A 15,894-nucleotide genomic window follows, 5' to 3' on the forward strand; every position below is an offset into this window, starting at 1 on the left:
AGGGCGCCCGGCGCGTGACGGGTCGCACGATATTGCGCGCAAAGCCGTGAAACGCCCGGAAACTGTTCTGGACGCGGGATTGCGTGACAGATAAGAGGGGGGTCGAATGATGTCAACGGCTCTGGCGGTTGCACAACTGCCACATTCTGGTGGTGTTGAGCCGTCTGGCACCGGATATCGACCCGATTCCGGCGAGGATGTGAAAGGTCTTTTCGTAATGTTCAAGTACAGCAAGCTCGCGGCAGTCGCCCTGATCGCGATCGCCGCCGCCAGCACCAGCGTCCGTGCGGAAGACGCTGCCGCGGACCCGGTCGTCGCCAAGGTCGGCGCGGTCGAGATCCACGAATCGGAGCTGAAGCTGGCCATCGCCGGCCTCGACCCGCAGCTCGCCAACCTGCCGGACGACCAGAAGCGCGTCGCCGCGCTCTCCTCCATCATCGACGTCAAGCTGCTGGCAGCCGACGCCGACAAGGAAGGCCTGAAGGACAGCGCCGACTTCAAGCAGCGCCTGGCGTTCCTCACCGACCGCGAACTGCACAACGCCTATTTCAAGAAGCACGTCGTCGACGCCGTCACGCCGGAAGAGGTGAAGGCTCGCTACGACAAGGAAGTCGCCGCCATCACGCCGGAAGACGAGATCCGCGCCCGCCACATCCTCGTCAAGACCGAGGAAGAAGCGAAGGCCATCATCAAGGACCTCGATGCCGGCAAGGACTTCATCGAGATCGCCAAGGAAAAGTCGACCGACCCGAACAAGTCGGAAGGCGGCGACCTCGGCTACTTCGCCAAGGGCCGCATGGTTCCGGAATTCGAGGCGGCCGCCTTCGCTCTTGAAAAGGGCGCCTATTCGAAGGAGCCGGTCAAGACGCAGTTCGGCTTCCACGTCATCAAGGTGGAAGACAAGCGCAAGCAGCAGCCCCCGGCGCTGGACCAGGTCGAAGGCCAGGTTCGTCAGCTCGTCATGCGCGACAAGTATCTGGAGCTTCTGGAAAAGGCCAAGGCCGCCGCTCCGGTCGACATCAAGGACGCCGCACTGAAGACCGCCTATGACGCGGTCAACAAGCCGGCTGCCGAAGGTGAAGGCGAAGCCGCCCCGGCCACCGAAGGCCAGCAGTAAGCAACAACGGCCCGGCGCTCTCGCCGGGCCTTTCTTCCCGCAGGAAAACACGAATGTCCGGTTCCATCTCGCCGCTCGCACCGAAAACCTATGCCGACATGCCGCCCGTACGCGGCGTGCGCATGGCAACCGCCGCCGCCGGGATCAAGTACAAGAACCGGACGGACGTGCTGATGATGGTCTTCGATCGCCCCGCAGCGGTCGCAGGCGTCTTCACGCGCTCCAAGTGCCCTTCCGCCCCGGTCGACTTCTGCCGCGCCAACCTTTCCGGTGGCGTCGCCCGCGCCGTCGTGGTCAATTCCGGCAACGCCAATGCCTTTACCGGCCGCAAGGGCCGCGAATCGACCAGGATGACGGCGGAAGCCGCCGCCAAGGCGATCGGCTGCAGCGAAGGCGAAATCTTCCTCGCCTCCACCGGCGTGATCGGCGAACCGCTCGACGCGACGAAATTCTCCGGCGTTCTCGACAGCCTTGCCGCCTCCGGTACGGAAGACTTCTGGTTCGAGGCCGCCAAAGCGATCATGACCACGGACACCTATCCGAAGGTTGCCACACGCACGGCCGACCTCGGCGGCGTCACCGTCACCATCAACGGCATCGCCAAGGGCGCCGGCATGATCGCTCCCGACATGGCGACCATGCTGTCCTTCGTCGTCACCGATGCGGATATTCCCGCCGCCGTGCTGCAATCGCTGCTCTCGGCCGGCGTCGGTCCGACCTTCAATTCCGTGACCGTCGACAGCGACACCTCGACCTCCGACACGTTGATGCTCTTCGCGACCGGCGCCGCCGCCGCTGACGGCCAGACGCCGGTAACGGCCGACGACGCATCGCTCGACGGCTTCCGCGCCGCCCTCAACGACCTCCTGCGCGATCTCGCCCTTCAGGTCGTCCGTGACGGCGAAGGCGCGCGCAAGATGGTGGAAATCACCGTCGAGGGCGCCGAAAGCGACGACGCGGCCAAGCGCATCGCGCTCTCCATCGCCAATTCCCCGCTGGTCAAGACCGCCGTCGCCGGCGAGGACGCCAACTGGGGCCGTATCGTCATGGCCGTCGGCAAGTCCGGCGAGATGGCCGACCGCGACCGTCTCGCCATCTGGTTCGGCGACGTGCGCGTCGCCGTCGATGGCGAACGCGATCCCGCCTATTCCGAAGCCGCCGCCACCGCCGTGATGAAGCGCGAGGACATTCCCGTGCGCGTCGAGATCGGTCTCGGCACGGGCCGCGCGACCGTATGGACCTGCGACCTCACCAAGGAATATGTCGAGATCAACGGCGACTATCGCAGCTAAAGCAGGACGTGCGGCGGCGAACGCCCGGCACTGGACAGGAATCGAGGCCCGGACAGCGTGACCCCTTCCGGAAAAAAGACGACGATGAGCGATCTTCCCAAAGTCCGGCGGCTGGAAGCCGTCGGTTTTCGCGCGTGGCCGGCAGCCAGCGTGCAGTATGACGGAAGCTGGCTCTGCCGGCTGACGGCAGGCCATCCCTCGCGCCGGCTGAACTCCGTCAATCCGCTCGATCCCTCCGACACGCGCGACATAGACATCCGCCTCGAAAAGGCCGCCAAGCGCTTTGCGGATTACGGCCGTCCGCTGCTCGTGCGCCAGACGCCGCTGACGCCGGCAAAGCTCGTCGCCTATATGGACGCGGCCGGCTGGGCCGACATCGGCCACACGATCGTGATGATGGCCGATCTTGCGACGCTCACGCGCGACGACGGCATGGATCATTTGCCGAGCCGCGATGTCGGCCGCTTCGTCGACGCGCGTATCCGCGTCGCCGGCGACGACCCGGCCCTGAAGCCGGGCCTCACCGAAATCATCAATGCCATCAAGCCGGAAACGGGTCTCTTCATCTTCGAGGACCCGGATTTCGGTCCGACCGCCGTGACGCTCGCCGTGCAGGACAACGACCTTGCCGGCATCCTGCAGCTCGGCGTTGCCGAGGAACGCCGCGGCCAGGGCCTCGGCACCGCCGTGCTGCATGCCAGCCTGCGCTGGGCGAAGCTCAAGGGCGCGCGCCATGCCTGGGTGCAGGTGGAAGCCGACAATGCCGCCGCCGTCGCGCTCTACCGCCGCGCCGGCTTTTCCGACGTTTATACCTACAGCTACCGGGAACCTGCCGCGGCATGACCGAGACGATCGCCCAACCCCGCCGCATCCTGCTGGTGGCCGCCTGCGCGCTGGTCGACGCCGACGGCCGCGTTCTCCTGGCGCAGCGCCCGCAGGGCAAGTCGCTGGCCGGTCTGTGGGAGTTCCCGGGCGGCAAGGTCGAGCCGGGTGAAACGCCCGAGGAAACGCTGATCCGCGAACTGGACGAGGAACTCGGCATCCAGACGAAGATCCCGTGCCTTGCCCCACTGACCTTCGCCAGCCACACCTATGACGACTTCCACCTTCTGATGCCGCTCTATGTCTGCCGCCGCTTCGAGGGCACGGCACAGGGCCGCGAGGGCCAGGCGATCAAGTGGGTGCGGCCCAAGGCGCTGCGCGACTATCCCATGCCGCCGGCCGATGAACCGCTCATCCCCTTCCTGATGGACCTGCTCTGAGCCGTTCCCCGCCTGCCGCCGAACCTGTTCACGGCAGGGATTTACATTCAATTTTTTAGTCTCCGTTAAGCAATCGTTTAGCACCCTCGTTCAAAGATTGGGCTTAACGTTGCAATGAATGCTTACGAGACCCTGTGATGCGTGACGAAGACTTCTGGAAAGCCGTTCAGGAGAAGGATTTCACGCCGGCCGGCGACACCCGGACCGGCGCGCTGAACCTCGCCCTGCTCTTCGGTACGGCCGTTATCGCCCTTGCCCTTGTCCTGACGCCGGTTCTTTCCGCCAAGACCGACAAGCGCATGATCGCCAACGTGCCGGATGACTTCGACATGATCTCGACGGGTTCGATCCCGACGGAAGGCGCAAAGCGCTACACGGTCCGCCGCAGCGTGCTGCAGGAAATGCCGGGAGCCGTCTGCATCGTCAACGGCAACGGAACGAGCACCGGCTGCTGAGCCGGGCGGAACAGGCGGCGCAAGACGCCCCAGGAGAGATGGATGATGACCAGGTTGTTGAAATCCTTCCTCTCGGGCAAGAGCGGCGCCACGGCCGTGGAATACGGCCTCCTCGCCGCCCTCATCTCCGTGGGCCTGATCGCCGGCGCTTCGACCTTCGGCAACTCGCTGAACAACACCTTCATGACGGTCAGCAACAGCATGCAGCAGACGCCGTAGCGTCTATTCCCGCCCGGTCTGCTTGAGCGCGTCGGCAAGACGCATCGTCGCCGAGCCCGGTTTCAGCGGCTTCTGCTGGCTCTCGTGCGGCGCCCAGCCCGAAACATAGATCACCGAGAACGTTGCCCGGATGCGCCCGTCCGCATCGGAAAACCGCTCCGCATAAAGTTCCGCCGCCCGCAACAGGATGCCGCGCGTCAGCGGCCGGCGGCTGCGGCCCGTCAGCGGATTGGCCATGCCCATGGCCCGAAGGTCCTTCATCAGCGGGAAGATCGAATCGTAGCGGACCGTATAGGTCTCCTTGTCCGTCACCGGCAGGGCAAAACCGCCGCGCTGGAGGAGTGCACCGACATCCCGCACGTCCGGGAACGGAATGACCCGCGGGCTTGCCCCACCCGTCAGCTCGCTTTCGGCCGCCAGCAGCACCTCGCGCAGCTCCTGCAGCGTGCCGCTCCCGGGAATTGCCGCGAGGAACAACCCGTCCGGCTTCAGCGCGCGGCGGATCTGCACGAAGACGCCGGGCGTATCGTTGGTGAGATGCAGGGCGAGCGGCGAGACGATGAGGTTCGCCGACTGCGGCTCCAGCGGCACCGTCTCAAGCGGCGAGACCGTCAGCGCCTCGCCCGGGCGGGCGAAACGCCGGTCGCTCTCCACGCGTTCGAGCACATCCGCCTTGCCGGTTTCCGCAATGGCCCGCGCCGTCGCCCCGGTATGGCCGTGCAGCTCGACCGCCCGCTCGAAGCGGCGCTCGATGACGCTGAGCCGCTCGGCCAGCTCCCGCGCCACCACGGCGAGCAGGAAATCCGCCGGGCCGGCGCGAAGCGCCCTGAGCCGGTTGGTGTCGATGAGGGCATGGTCGAAGAGCGTTTCCATGAGCGCGTCCTGTTCGGATTTCCTTCGCTTTGGCCGGTGAGGGCGACTATTGTCAACCGCATGGGCGAAATCGAGGCCGAGGCATTGCCGGCAGTTCCGTTCCGGCAGGTCCTTTCCCGCCGGCTGCGCGGCCTTGCGGGCGCGGGGCTCGACCTGATCTATCCGCCCGCCTGCGCCGGTTGCGGGGTGCTCCTCGGCAGCAAGGCAACCCTCTGCCCGCAGTGCTGGTCCAGGCTTTCCTTCATCGAGCGGCCCTATTGCGAGGTGCTCGGTACGCCCTTCTCCTACGATCTCGGTCCCGGCATCCTTAGCCCCGACGCCATCGCCAACCCGCCGCCCTTCGATCGGCTGCGCTCGGTCGCGCTCTATGACGATCTCGCCCGCGGGCTCGTCCATGCCCTGAAATACAGCGACCGCACCGAGCTTGCCCCGATGATGGCGGGATGGATGCTGCGGGCGGGCGACGGCACCGTGCAGGCGGCGGATGTCATCGTGCCCGTGCCGCTGCATCGCCTGCGCCTTCTCTGGCGCAAATTCAACCAGTCGGCCGAGCTTGCCCGCGCCATCGGCGCGCTTGCCGCAAAGCCCGTGCTGATCGACACCGTGCGCCGCACGAAACGCACCCGCCGCCAGATCGGTCTTGGACCGCGGGCCCGCGAGGATAATGTGCGCGGCGCCTTCTCCATCACGCCCAAGGGGCGCGAGGCATTGTTCGGAAAACGCGTCATCCTCGTCGACGATGTCTACACGACCGGCGCGACGGTCGCCGCCGTCACCCGCGCGCTGAAGCAGGCCGGGGTTCTGGATGTGACCGTTTTGACCTTTGCAAGGGCGCTTCCCGGACCTATATGAAAGACAAGGTTTTTCAAGCTTTGGAGCAGGACAGCATGGCTTCGGTCGTCATCTACACGCGTCAGTTCTGCGGCTATTGCAGCGCCGCCAAGAAACTCCTCGAAACCAAGGGTGTGACCTTCGAGGAACACGACGCGACCTACGCACCCGAGGTGCGCCAGGAAATGATCAAGCGCGCCAATGGCCGCAACACCTTCCCGCAGATTTTCATCGGCGAGCGCCATGTCGGCGGCTGCGACGACCTGCATGCGCTGGAACGCGCCGGCGAACTCGACGCGCTGCTGGCCGCCTGAGGAGATATCCATGACAGTCACGGTCGCCGCGATCCAGATGTGCTCCGGAACGGACCCCGTCCGCAACGTGGAGACCATGCGGCGTCTCGTGCGCGAAGCGGCCGAAAAGGGCGCGACCTATATCCAGACGCCGGAAATGACCGGCGCCCTGCAGCGCGACCGCGCGGGCCTGCGGTCCATCCTGCGCCAGGAAGCGGACGATCTCGTGGTCTCCGCGAGCGCGGAGCTTGCGGCTGAACTCGGCGTTCATCTCCATGTCGGTTCGACGGCCATCGCGCTCGCCGATGGCAAGGTCGCCAACCGCGGCTTCCTCTTCGGCCCGGATGGCGCAAGGATCTGCCGGTACGACAAGATCCACATGTTCGATGTCGATCTCGACAATGGCGAAAGCTGGCGCGAGAGCGCGGTCTACTCGCCGGGCGCCGTCGCGCGCGTGGTCGACCTGCCTTTTGCCCGGCTCGGCTTTGCCATCTGCTACGATGTGCGTTTTCCCGAACTCTTCAAGGCCGAGGCGCAGGCCGGCGCCGAGATTCTCTCCGTTCCCGCCGCCTTCACCCGCCAGACGGGCGAGGCGCATTGGGAAATCCTGCTGCGCGCCCGCGCCATCGAAAACGGCGTCTACGTCATCGCCGCCGCGCAGGCCGGCGTGCATGAGGACGGACGCGAGACCTTCGGTCACTCCATGATCGTCGATCCCTGGGGCCGGGTGCTCGCCGCTGCCGGCGGCACGGGCGAGACAATCGTCATGGCGGAGATCGACATTGCCGCCGTCAAGGCCGCACGTGACAAGATTCCGAACCTGCGCAACGGCCGCGCCTTCACCCTTGAGGGCACGGAGGCTCCCGGGAAGGGAGGCGTTGCCGCTTGATCCGCTACGAACTCTCCTGCGACAACGGGCACGCCTTCGAGGGCTGGTTCGGTTCGGCGGACGATTTCGACCGCCAGCAGAAGATGTCGCTCGTGTCCTGCCCGTCCTGCGGCTCGGCCCATGTCGCCAAGCGCCTGATGGCGCCGTCCGTCTCCACTGCCCGCAAGAAGCAGCAGCGTCAGGACCTTGCCGTCCAGACCGGCCAGCGCGAGATGATGTCGAAGCTCAGGGACATCGTCTCCACCATCCGCGCCAATTCCGAGGATGTCGGCGAGCGTTTTCCCGAGGAAGCCCGCAAGATCCACTATGGCGAGGCCGAACAGCGTGGCCTGATCGGCCGGGCGACGGCCGACGAGGTGCGCGATCTTCTGGAAGAAGGCGTCGAAGTCGCGCCGCTTCCCGTCCTTCCCGACGATACGAACTGATGCGCGGCCACCATCTCGCCGTCTACAATTTCGGCCTTCATGTCGACAACTACGAGAGCCCGCGCGTCGAAGGTTTTCGCCTGCGCGAACCGCTGAATTTCGAAGCGGCCAGCCGGGCGGAAGGCTATGTCGGCCGCTCGGGTTACGAGGACGTGCCGGGGCCCGAAAGCTGGGGCGAAAAGGTCTATCCGCGTTTCATCGCCGGCAGCGGCTTTACGGATGCGCCCTCCTCCCTCTCGCTCTGGGCGGATCTCGAAGCGTTGATGGCCTTCACCTATAGCGGCGTTCATGCCGACGCACTGAAGCACGCCCGCAACTGGAACCAGCGGCAGGCCTGGCCGGCGCTCGTGCTCTGGTGGGTGGTGGAAGGCGCACGGCCGGTCTGGGCGGATGGCGCCGCGCGGCTGGAGCATCTCCACGACCACGGCCCGACACCCCATGCCTTCACCTTCAAGGCGCCCTATTGTCCCGACGGCAAGGCCGTTGTCGTCGATCGCGAGGCGGTGAAGGCGATGGCCGGCCGCAATGCGGCAGGCCAGGACGACCTGCTCGCGGCGACGAAAGCGCTGAAACCCTGATCAGGCAGAGGCGCGGCGCCCCACCAGCATATAGTTGACGTCCATGTCCTTCGAAAGGTTCCACTGGTTGAGGAGCGGATTGAAGAACACGCCGGTGCGGTCGGTGACCGTCAAGCCGGACGCCGTGAGCGGCTTTTCGATCTCCTCCGGACGCACCAGCTTCTCATACTGATGGGTTCCGCGCGGCAGCCAGCGCAGCACGTTCTCCGCCGCGAAGATCGCCAGCGCCGCCGCCTTCATGGTGCGGTTGATCGTGGCGACGAACATCATGCCGCCGGGACGCACCATCGAGGCACAGGTGGTGAGGAAGAAGTCGACGTCGGCGACGTGCTCGACCACCTCCATGTTGAGCACCACGTCGAAGGTCTCACCGGCCTCCGCCAGCGCCTCGGCCGTCACGGCGCGGTAGTCGACCGGCACGCCGCTGCCCGCCGCATGGGCCTTCGCAATACCGATGTTCTTTTCCGACGCATCCGCGCCGAGCACGTCCGCCCCCATGCGCGCCATCGGCTCGGAGAGCAGTCCCCCGCCGCAACCGATATCGAGAATGCGCAACCCCTCGAGCGGGCGGTGCGCCTTCGGATCGCGGCCGAACTGGGCGGAAACGAGATCGCGGATATAGGTCAGGCGAACGGGATTGAACTTGTGCAGCGGCCGGAACTTGCCGGTCGGATCCCACCATTCCGCGGCCATGGCCGAAAAGCGGTCGACTTCGGCCTGGTCGATCGTCGTGCGGGCTGCCTCGCTCATGGCTCGTCTCCTTCGCGTCCTGTCCCCCGTGAAGTCGGCCTCCACGGGGCGGATGTCAAGGGGGCGAAGTGAAGCGGCTCAGCCGATGCAGGTCGCCTCAAGCCTTTCCTCGTCGAGAGCGATCCCGAGGCCGGGCGCCTCGCCCAGGAGAAGCCAGCCGTTTTCATGACGCAGCGGCGTCTTCAGCGGATAGTCGCGACGATCCTCGCTCCATTCCGGCGCGTCATAGGGATATTCGAGGAAGGGCGCATCGCCCGCGCCCGCCGTCAGATGCGCATTGGCGAGCACGCCGATACCGTTCGTCCAGGAATGCGGCGTGAAGGTCACGCCGGCCTCGCGGGCCTGCAAGGCGAGCCGCCGGCAGCCGGTAATGCCACCCACCAGCGCGACGTCCGGCTGGATCACGTCGAAAGCACGCTCCTCGATGATATCGCGGAATTCGTAGAGTTCGCGCGTCATCTCGCCGCCGGCAATACGGATATCCGTCGCGTCCTTCAGCGCCTTCATGCCCTTGCGGTCGGAGCGGTGAAGCGGCTCCTCCATCCAGTAGATGCCGAGCCGCTCCAGCTCCCGCGCAACGACCAGCGCATCCTTGAACGTCCAGGGTAGCGTCGTGTCCCAGGGCATGCGCCAACCCTGATTGCAATCGACCATCAGGTCCAGCCGGTCGCCGACCCGTGCGCGGATCGCCTCCAGCGCCTTCACATCTTCCCGCCAGCCGTTGCGCCCGCCCGCGGAGGAGGAGAAGCGCACCTTCATCGCCGGAAAACCTTCGGCAAGATAGCGTTCCGCCTGATCCGCCATGGCGGAAGGCGCGCGCAGCACGCCGGAAGAGGCATAGAGCCGCACCCGGTCGGCCCGCCCGCCCAGCATGCGCCAGGCCGGCTCGCCCGTGACCTTGCCGGCAAGATCCCAGAGCGCGAGGTCGAGCGGCCAGCAGCGGCCGTAATGGAAGTTGATATGCGAGAGCACTTCGTAGTGCCGTTCGAGATGGCGCGGATCCTGGCCGACAAACAGGTCCTCGTGGCCCTCGAACCCCTTCATCAGATCGCCGGAGCCGATGCCCTCACGCCCCTCGTCGTCGTGCACCCGCACGATGGTGGCGTCGAAATGCCGGCGGGGGCGGCCATCCCAGCTCGCCTTGAACGGCGGGTCGAGCGGCAGCCGGTGGTGGCTGATCCCGATGGAAACGATCCTGCTCATGGCTTCCCCTTGTCTTCGCTGAACGCCGCTTAGCCGAACTGCTGCCAGATGGTCTTGTAGTCGCAGTACTTGTCGATCGCGTGCACCGAACGGTCGCGCCCGAAGCCCGACTGCTTGAACCCGCCGAAAGGCGTTGCGAAATTCGACATGTCGTAGGTGTTGATCCAGACCGTACCGGCATGAACCGCCTCGGAGAAACGATGCGCCCGGTCCATGTCGCGGGTGAAGACTGCCCCGGCGAGGCCGTAGACCGTGTCATTGGCGATAGCGAGCGCCTGTGCCTCCGTGTCGAAGGCGATGGCCGCCAGCACCGGGCCGAAAATCTCCTGCCGGGCGATGCGCATGTCGTTCGTCACATCGGCGATGACGCCGGGCGAGACATAGTATCCTCCCGTTTCCGACAGCACCCGTTCCGCCCCGAAGGCGCGGCGCCCGCCCTCCTTTTCGCCGATGGCGACGAGACCGAGCACCTTCTCCATGTGCTCCGCCTCGATCAGCGCGCCGATCTGCGCAGCCGGCTCGAAGGGGTGGGCCAGCGTGATCTCGCGTTTGACCACCGCTTCGATCTTCTCGATCAGCGCCCGCTGCACCGAACGCTGCACGACGAGGCGCGTTGCCGCATGACAGGTTTCCCCCGAATTATAGAAACAGCCCCAGGCGGCCGCGCTGGCGGCCGCATCGAGATCGGCATCCTCGAAGACGACCAGCGGCGACTTGCCACCCAGTTCCAGCGCCACGCGCTTGAGGTTCGATTGCGCCGCATAGCCCATGATCAGCTTGCCGACCTCCGTGGAGCCGGTGAAGGCGACCATGTCCACGTCCATATGCAGCGCCAGCGGCTTGCCCACCTCCTCGCCGAACCCGGTGACGACGTTGAAGACGCCGGCAGGCAGGCCGGCCTCGACCGCAAGCTCCGCCAGCCGCAGCGCCGAGAGCGAGGATTGCTCTGCCGGCTTCAGCACGACGGAATTGCCCGCGGCAATTGCCGGGCCGAGTTTCCACGCATCGATGATCATCGGATAGTTCCACGGCGTGATCGCCGCGACGACGCCAAGCGGCACCTTCCTGACGAGCGCCCGCGCCTTCGGCCCGGTCGGCGCGATCTCGTCATAGAGCTTGTCGATCATCTCGCCATAATACTGGATGCCGTCGGCGCACAGCCGCACATCCACGCCGAGCGACGCCTGCACCGGCTTGCCGACATCGAGCGTCTCCAGAAGCGCCAGCTCCTCGCCGTGCGTGCGGATCAGCTCCGCCCAGCGCAGCATGATCGCCTTCTTCTCGAGCGGCTCCTTGCCCCGCCAGACGCCGCTCTCGAATGCCTTTCGCGCCGACATCACGGCGAGATCGACATCGGCCCCGTCGCCTTTCGCGAGTACCGCGCCCGGTTGGCCATCCATCGGGCGGGTGCGGGTGAAGGTGCGGGCGGACACGGCGGGCTGCGTCCCGCCGTCGATGAAATGTCCACGCGCCAGCGAAAGGCCGGAAAGGCGCTTTTCCCAATAGGCGCGGTCATGGTGTTCGCTCATGTCTGGTCCTCAAAGCGTCTTGGGTAAGGCGATCATCGCGGCCGCGATCCTGTCTATGTCGGCGTCGGAGACGTCGCGGATCGTCGAGCGGCGCATCGGCTGGTTTTCCGGTGCGCGCATCTCGCGGGCAAGGTCGTCGGCCGAAAAGGCCGAAAAGGCCTTTGGCAACGCACGTGCGATGCCGCAGCGGTCCATGAGATCGCTGACGAAACCCGGCAGCAGCGCCGCATCGGAAAGGCCGCAGGCATGCGCGGCGGCGGCGAGATCGGCCGTATCGGCCTCGGCAAGCCAGGCCAGCGTCGCCTCGAAGCCGAGCGCCGTGGCAAGCCCATGATGAACGGGGGCAAGGCCGGCAAGCGCATGGCTGATGTTGTGGGCGATGGCCGTGCCGCAATTGTCGATGGCGATGCCGGCGTAACACGAACCGAGCAGCACCTTGCCGCGCGCGTCGATATCCGCCGGGTTCTTCACCGCCGTCTCCAAGGCCTCCGTCAGCAGGCGGAGGGCGGCATGGGCATAGAGTGCGGCGCCCCCATGAGCATTGCGATTGGTCGCCGCCTCGAAGGCATGCACGAAGGCATCGAGGCCGCACCAGGCGGTCAGGGTCGCCGGCAGCGTCACCGTCAATAGGGGATCGAGCAACACGAGGTCAGCCTTGGTTTCAGCGCCCCAGATCCAGAGCTTCTTGCCTTCAGGCCCGGCGAAGATCGTCGTCGCGGAGGTTTCGGAGCCCGTGCCCGCCGTCGTCGGCACCATGATCTTCTTCAGCGGCTTTCTCGGCAGGGGATGGGCTGCCAGCGCATAATGCATCGGCGCTTCGTCCGCCGCTGCGACGCAGGCCGCGATCTTGGCGATATCCAGCGCCGAGCCGCCGCCGATACCGACGACGAGATCCTTGCCCCGTGCCGCGTCGCTGGCCGCCTGAACATGCGCAAGCTTCGGCTCGCCGGCAAAGTCCGAGAAAAACTCCGCCGCAATCCCTGCAGCGGCGAACTGGGCGGCAAGCTGCTCGCCAAGACCGCTTGCAGCGAGAAAGCCGTCCATGACGACGAGCACGCCCCGGGCTTCCAGCGCACCGGCGGAGGTGGCGATGGTGGCATGAACGCCTTCGCCAAAACGGATATCGGACACGAATGAGGTGGAAAAAGTCACGGCAGGTCCCCGGAAATGCTTTCGCAGACCCTGCATCACGATTTCAGATTTTCAAATCCTTGGATTTTTCGGGATTTTCGATAACTTCAGATCATGAAAGCCACGATGCTCGCCCATATCCCGCTCGAAGCCTTCCGTGTTTTCGACGCCGCCTGCCGGCACATGAATTTTTCCCGTGCCGGACGCGAGCTCAACATCACTCAGGCGGCCGTCAGCCGCCGCATCAAGGGGCTGGAAGACCACCTGGGCGCCCAGCTCTTCACCCGTAGCGGCAAGAACCTGGCATTGACGCCCCGCGGCGAAAAGCTGTTCCAGCGGGTGCGCGCCTCGCTCGATTATCTCGAGGAGAGCCTGGAGCCTTTCCGCACCGGGACCGGCCGCAGCATCGCGCTGGCGGCCAGTGGCTCCGTCTCTCATCTCTGGCTCGGTTCCCGCCTTCGCGATTTTGCCCGCGACAACCCCGATGTCGCCATCCACCTCGCCACCTCCGACAGTCCCGGCGATCTTGCCTCCGAAAACAACGACCTCGTCATTCTCTACTCGGCGGGCGAACATCCGCGCTGGACCCTGACGCCGCTCATTGCGGAAGAACTGGCGCCCGTCGCGTCGCCGGATTATCTCTCACGCAAGGGGCTGGAGGCAGCGGCGCTCGTCCCTGCCGATCTCGCAAGTCTCGACCTCATCGACTACGAGCGCTTCAACGCCAACTGGATTTCCTTCCGACCCTGGCTGGAGCGTGTCGCGCCCGAAACGCTCCGCCGCATGCCGCGGCCGCACCTCACCTTTTCCACCTATGCGCTGGTCGTGGACGCGGCCGTCAGCGGCGACGGGGTGGCGCTGGGCAGCCTCGGCCTCATCGCCGACAAGCTGGCCAACGGCACCCTTGTGCGGCTCGGCGAGGCGAGCCTCGTCACCGGCTACGGCTATCATCTCGGGCTGCCGAAGTTCCGCAGCGCGCCGCCGGAAGTGCTGGCCCTGCACGAAAGCCTGCGCACCGCCCGCCCGCAGCCGTAAGCAGGCCGCTTGCAGGCACCCGGCTTGTGGCCTATCAGATCACCAGATCGGCGGATCGACGGCTTTTACGGCCTCCAGAAGGCACCCGCCAAAGCGTCACGGGCAACGGCACGGTTCGGCATGAGGGAGCGCAGGCAAGGCAGTTCCGGTTTGCTCGTCTTCGGGCTCTTCGCTTTCGTGCTGCTTGGCGCGATCAGCGCCACCGTGCTTCTTGCCAACGACTACCGCAACCTCAACCTGCTGCTCGTCCGTTTCGGCTACGATCCCATCGACACCTCCCGCCGCGACCGGGACCTGCAATCCTACGAGATGAAGGGCAAGCGCATGCCGCGCCCAACCGGCCTCATCCCGGAGCGGATGCTCGTTCCCGAAACGCCGAGCGAAGCCCGGTTCGTGCGCACGATCCGCAAGGCGCCGGAAGCGCTCTGCGAAGCGCTGCGGGCGGGCGGCTTCGAGAATTCGGGCTGGAAGGCCGGCGCCTTCGATGCAAGCAACTGGGAATGCCAGTCCACCCGTGACTTCCCGAATGACGGCGATGGCGAGGGCGGCCCCTCCTCCGCCTTCCTTCTGGTACGCGGCAATGCCGAGACCCACGTCTCCTCCTTCCGCATCAAGCTCAACATCGAAAACCCGGCCACGCAGAACGCCGTGATCGACGCAGCCGTGCGCACCATCGAAATATTCCTGGAGGAGGTGCGCTGGCAAAGCGCACCCGACATTCTCGCCGATATCCGCGAGCTGAAGGAATTCGACATTGTGCGTCTGGGCAACCGCCTCCAGTTCAAGAAGGAGACGTTCGGCGAGACGCCGCGCTACAATTTCACCATCACGCCGGATCGCACCCGTAAGCCCGATTCCTACCTGCCGGACTATTTCGACCGCGCCCAATGGCTGCCGCTGCCGAAAAACCTGGATGGAACCCATTGAGGAAATCGTGGTTTCCCGCCACCATGCGCGGGATCGGCAAGGAGCATGAATGAGGGCGGGCAAACGAGGTTTCTGTGCAGGCGCACTCGCCCTGCTCGCCGCCCTGCCGGTCCTGGCCGCGGAACTGCGCCCCGGCTCCGCCTCGGAAGAGGCGATCTGGACCGATCATCCGGTGCGCATCGACCGCAGCAAACAGACCTATGAGCGGATTGCGGTCGCGCCCATTCCGATCCTGCTGCGCATTCCCGTCAGCAGCCGCGCCGTGGTGCTCGACGGCGCCTCCTTCGAGGATCGCGGGCGCATCTATGTTCTGACGGATATCGTGCCGGTCGATTCGAAACGGCTCTGCCGCAACGTCGACGGCGCCATCGTGGTTTGCGGCCGCCGGTCGAAGATGCTGCTCTACGGGATGGTCGTCGGCCGCACGCTGTTCTGCAACGAGGATTTTCGTGGCGGCCGGGTCTCCTTCGTCACCTGCCGTTCGCGCGGCAAAGACGTTGCCGAAACGCTGATCGCCGCCGGCTTCGGCTGGGCGGCGACACCGCGCCTGCAGGATGCGCAGGACAAGGCGATGCAGAAATTTTCCGGCATCTGGCGGGACGCCGTGTGCCTGACGCTCCGCCGATGCCCGCCCCGCATCACGCGGTAAGGCTCACCCTCTTCCGAACTCGTCCTCGATGCGGATGATGTCGTCCTCACCGAGATAGGAGCCGGTCTGCACCTCGATGAGTTCCAGCAGGATCTTGCCGGGATTGGCAAGCCGGTGCACCTCGCCCTGCGGGATATAGACGGATTCGTTTTCCCTGAGCGGAATGGTCCGGTCCCCGATCGTCACCTCCGCCGTGCCCCGCACCACGATCCAGTGCTCAGAGCGGTGATGATGTTTCTGTAGCGACAGCCGTTTGCCGGGCGTCACGAACAGACGCTTGACCTGGAACCGCTCGCCGCTCAGCACCGACGTATAGCCGCCCCACGGACGGTAGGACGTCGGATGCGTCTCCGTCAGCTTCGCCGTCTTCGGTAGCGCGGCGAGATGCTTGACCAGCTTGCCGACATTCTGGCTGTCCTCCAGCCGTCCGACATAG

Annotated in this window: 20 protein-coding genes; 14 read left to right on the plus strand and 6 right to left on the minus strand. The window is 65.7% G+C overall.

Annotated features, from left to right (window positions below; all coding sequences use genetic code 11):
• Positions 1-217: 217 nt before the first annotated feature.
• From V8U06_RS27570 to V8U06_RS27595, 6 genes are all read left to right on the plus strand, one after another.
• Positions 218-1,117 carry a peptidylprolyl isomerase gene (locus V8U06_RS27570; RefSeq protein ID WP_427143394.1) on the plus strand — a complete coding sequence of 300 codons (900 nt, stop codon included), beginning with the start codon at positions 218-220 and terminating at the stop codon, positions 1,115-1,117.
• A gap of 53 nt (positions 1,118-1,170) precedes the next feature.
• Positions 1,171-2,409 (plus strand): bifunctional glutamate N-acetyltransferase/amino-acid acetyltransferase ArgJ, encoded by a 1,239-nt coding sequence (argJ, locus tag V8U06_RS27575; RefSeq protein ID WP_427143395.1) that lies wholly within the window; start codon positions 1,171-1,173, stop codon positions 2,407-2,409.
• A gap of 84 nt (positions 2,410-2,493) precedes the next feature.
• Positions 2,494-3,252, plus strand: a complete 759-nt coding sequence (locus V8U06_RS27580) for a GNAT family N-acetyltransferase (protein WP_427143396.1) — start codon at positions 2,494-2,496, stop codon at positions 3,250-3,252.
• Entirely contained in the window at positions 3,249-3,671 is a 423-nt protein-coding gene (mutT, locus tag V8U06_RS27585) for an 8-oxo-dGTP diphosphatase MutT (RefSeq protein WP_427143397.1), read from the plus strand. The genes V8U06_RS27580 and mutT overlap by 4 nt, the downstream gene beginning before the upstream one ends.
• Positions 3,672-3,808: 137 nt before the next feature.
• Entirely contained in the window at positions 3,809-4,126 is a 318-nt protein-coding gene (locus V8U06_RS27590) for a hypothetical protein (protein WP_427143398.1), read from the plus strand.
• A gap of 45 nt (positions 4,127-4,171) precedes the next feature.
• Entirely contained in the window at positions 4,172-4,345 is a 174-nt protein-coding gene (locus V8U06_RS27595; RefSeq protein ID WP_427143414.1) for a Flp family type IVb pilin, read from the plus strand.
• Positions 4,346-4,348: 3 nt separating this feature from the next.
• Here V8U06_RS27595 and V8U06_RS27600 read toward each other — a convergent pair whose 3' ends face one another.
• A complete protein-coding gene (locus tag V8U06_RS27600; protein WP_427143399.1) occupies positions 4,349-5,218 on the minus strand; it encodes a methyltransferase domain-containing protein in 870 nt (289 codons plus the stop codon).
• Positions 5,219-5,278: 60 nt separating this feature from the next.
• Here V8U06_RS27600 and V8U06_RS27605 point away from each other — a divergent pair, with 60 nt between their 5' ends.
• The 5 genes from V8U06_RS27605 to V8U06_RS27625 are packed head-to-tail and all read left to right on the plus strand — an operon-like array spanning position 5,279 to position 8,234.
• On the plus strand, positions 5,279-6,070 hold the full coding sequence (locus tag V8U06_RS27605) for a ComF family protein (RefSeq protein ID WP_427143400.1): 792 nt from the start codon (positions 5,279-5,281) through the stop codon (positions 6,068-6,070).
• Between the two features lie 35 nt (positions 6,071-6,105).
• On the plus strand, positions 6,106-6,363 hold the full coding sequence (gene grxC / locus V8U06_RS27610) for a glutaredoxin 3 (protein ID WP_427143401.1): 258 nt from the start codon (positions 6,106-6,108) through the stop codon (positions 6,361-6,363).
• 10 nt (positions 6,364-6,373) lie between these two features.
• Positions 6,374-7,231, plus strand: a complete 858-nt coding sequence (locus V8U06_RS27615; protein WP_427143402.1) for a carbon-nitrogen hydrolase family protein — start codon at positions 6,374-6,376, stop codon at positions 7,229-7,231.
• Complete coding sequence (locus V8U06_RS27620; RefSeq protein ID WP_427143403.1) at positions 7,228-7,656, plus strand: DUF1178 family protein; 429 nt, start codon at positions 7,228-7,230, stop codon at positions 7,654-7,656. The genes V8U06_RS27615 and V8U06_RS27620 overlap by 4 nt, the downstream gene beginning before the upstream one ends.
• Complete coding sequence (locus tag V8U06_RS27625) at positions 7,656-8,234, plus strand: DUF3291 domain-containing protein (RefSeq protein WP_427143404.1); 579 nt, start codon at positions 7,656-7,658, stop codon at positions 8,232-8,234. The genes V8U06_RS27620 and V8U06_RS27625 overlap by 1 nt, the downstream gene beginning before the upstream one ends.
• On the opposite strand, the gene ubiG is transcribed toward V8U06_RS27625, so the two are convergent.
• The 4 genes from ubiG to V8U06_RS27645 form a co-directional block, all read right to left on the minus strand.
• Complete coding sequence (gene ubiG, locus V8U06_RS27630) at positions 8,235-8,984, minus strand: bifunctional 2-polyprenyl-6-hydroxyphenol methylase/3-demethylubiquinol 3-O-methyltransferase UbiG (RefSeq protein WP_427143405.1); 750 nt, start codon at positions 8,982-8,984, stop codon at positions 8,235-8,237. It abuts the gene before it with no gap.
• 78 nt (positions 8,985-9,062) lie between these two features.
• Entirely contained in the window at positions 9,063-10,187 is a 1,125-nt protein-coding gene (locus V8U06_RS27635; RefSeq protein ID WP_427143406.1) for a mandelate racemase/muconate lactonizing enzyme family protein, read from the minus strand.
• Positions 10,188-10,216: 29 nt separating this feature from the next.
• A complete protein-coding gene (locus V8U06_RS27640; protein WP_427143407.1) occupies positions 10,217-11,716 on the minus strand; it encodes an aldehyde dehydrogenase in 1,500 nt (499 codons plus the stop codon).
• Between the two features lie 9 nt (positions 11,717-11,725).
• Complete coding sequence (locus tag V8U06_RS27645) at positions 11,726-12,868, minus strand: iron-containing alcohol dehydrogenase (RefSeq protein ID WP_427143408.1); 1,143 nt, start codon at positions 12,866-12,868, stop codon at positions 11,726-11,728.
• Positions 12,869-12,961: 93 nt separating this feature from the next.
• On the opposite strand from V8U06_RS27645, the gene V8U06_RS27650 reads away from it, so the two are divergent.
• From V8U06_RS27650 to V8U06_RS27660, 3 genes are all read left to right on the plus strand, one after another.
• Positions 12,962-13,882, plus strand: coding sequence for a LysR substrate-binding domain-containing protein (locus V8U06_RS27650; RefSeq protein ID WP_427143409.1), 921 nt, complete (start codon positions 12,962-12,964; stop codon positions 13,880-13,882).
• 120 nt (positions 13,883-14,002) lie between these two features.
• The gene (locus tag V8U06_RS27655; protein ID WP_427143410.1) at positions 14,003-14,809 is read left to right on the plus strand and encodes a DUF6030 family protein; all 807 of its coding nucleotides are present in this window, start codon (positions 14,003-14,005) and stop codon (positions 14,807-14,809) included.
• Between the two features lie 49 nt (positions 14,810-14,858).
• Complete coding sequence (locus V8U06_RS27660) at positions 14,859-15,458, plus strand: hypothetical protein (RefSeq protein WP_427143411.1); 600 nt, start codon at positions 14,859-14,861, stop codon at positions 15,456-15,458.
• 3 nt (positions 15,459-15,461) lie between these two features.
• On the opposite strand, the gene V8U06_RS27665 is transcribed toward V8U06_RS27660, so the two are convergent.
• Positions 15,462-15,894: cupin domain-containing protein (locus V8U06_RS27665; RefSeq protein WP_427143412.1), on the minus strand; the 433-nt coding region annotated here is incomplete at its 5' end.

Source organism: Shinella sp. G-2 (genome assembly GCF_050172695.1).
Lineage (GTDB): Bacteria > Pseudomonadota > Alphaproteobacteria > Rhizobiales > Rhizobiaceae > Shinella.

Bases quoted from the DNA above. Each gene is read 5' to 3' on its own strand.
- V8U06_RS27650 (WP_427143409.1), top strand. From the start codon at position 12,962: ATGAAAGCCACGATGCTCGCCCATATCCCGCTCGAAGCCTTCCGTGTT.
- V8U06_RS27625 (WP_427143404.1), top strand. From the start codon at position 7,656: ATGCGCGGCCACCATCTCGCCGTCTACAATTTCGGCCTTCATGTCGAC.
- mutT (WP_427143397.1), top strand. From the start codon at position 3,249: ATGACCGAGACGATCGCCCAACCCCGCCGCATCCTGCTGGTGGCCGCC.
- V8U06_RS27655 (WP_427143410.1), top strand. From the start codon at position 14,003: ATGAGGGAGCGCAGGCAAGGCAGTTCCGGTTTGCTCGTCTTCGGGCTC.
- V8U06_RS27600 (WP_427143399.1), bottom strand. From the start codon at position 5,218: ATGGAAACGCTCTTCGACCATGCCCTCATCGACACCAACCGGCTCAGG.
- argJ (WP_427143395.1), top strand. From the start codon at position 1,171: ATGTCCGGTTCCATCTCGCCGCTCGCACCGAAAACCTATGCCGACATG.
- V8U06_RS27635 (WP_427143406.1), bottom strand. From the start codon at position 10,187: ATGAGCAGGATCGTTTCCATCGGGATCAGCCACCACCGGCTGCCGCTC.
- V8U06_RS27660 (WP_427143411.1), top strand. From the start codon at position 14,859: ATGAGGGCGGGCAAACGAGGTTTCTGTGCAGGCGCACTCGCCCTGCTC.
- ubiG (WP_427143405.1), bottom strand. From the start codon at position 8,984: ATGAGCGAGGCAGCCCGCACGACGATCGACCAGGCCGAAGTCGACCGC.
- V8U06_RS27590 (WP_427143398.1), top strand. From the start codon at position 3,809: ATGCGTGACGAAGACTTCTGGAAAGCCGTTCAGGAGAAGGATTTCACG.
- grxC (WP_427143401.1), top strand. From the start codon at position 6,106: ATGGCTTCGGTCGTCATCTACACGCGTCAGTTCTGCGGCTATTGCAGC.
- V8U06_RS27580 (WP_427143396.1), top strand. From the start codon at position 2,494: ATGAGCGATCTTCCCAAAGTCCGGCGGCTGGAAGCCGTCGGTTTTCGC.
- V8U06_RS27570 (WP_427143394.1), top strand. From the start codon at position 218: ATGTTCAAGTACAGCAAGCTCGCGGCAGTCGCCCTGATCGCGATCGCC.
- V8U06_RS27605 (WP_427143400.1), top strand. From the start codon at position 5,279: ATGGGCGAAATCGAGGCCGAGGCATTGCCGGCAGTTCCGTTCCGGCAG.
- V8U06_RS27640 (WP_427143407.1), bottom strand. From the start codon at position 11,716: ATGAGCGAACACCATGACCGCGCCTATTGGGAAAAGCGCCTTTCCGGC.
- V8U06_RS27615 (WP_427143402.1), top strand. From the start codon at position 6,374: ATGACAGTCACGGTCGCCGCGATCCAGATGTGCTCCGGAACGGACCCC.
- V8U06_RS27595 (WP_427143414.1), top strand. From the start codon at position 4,172: ATGACCAGGTTGTTGAAATCCTTCCTCTCGGGCAAGAGCGGCGCCACG.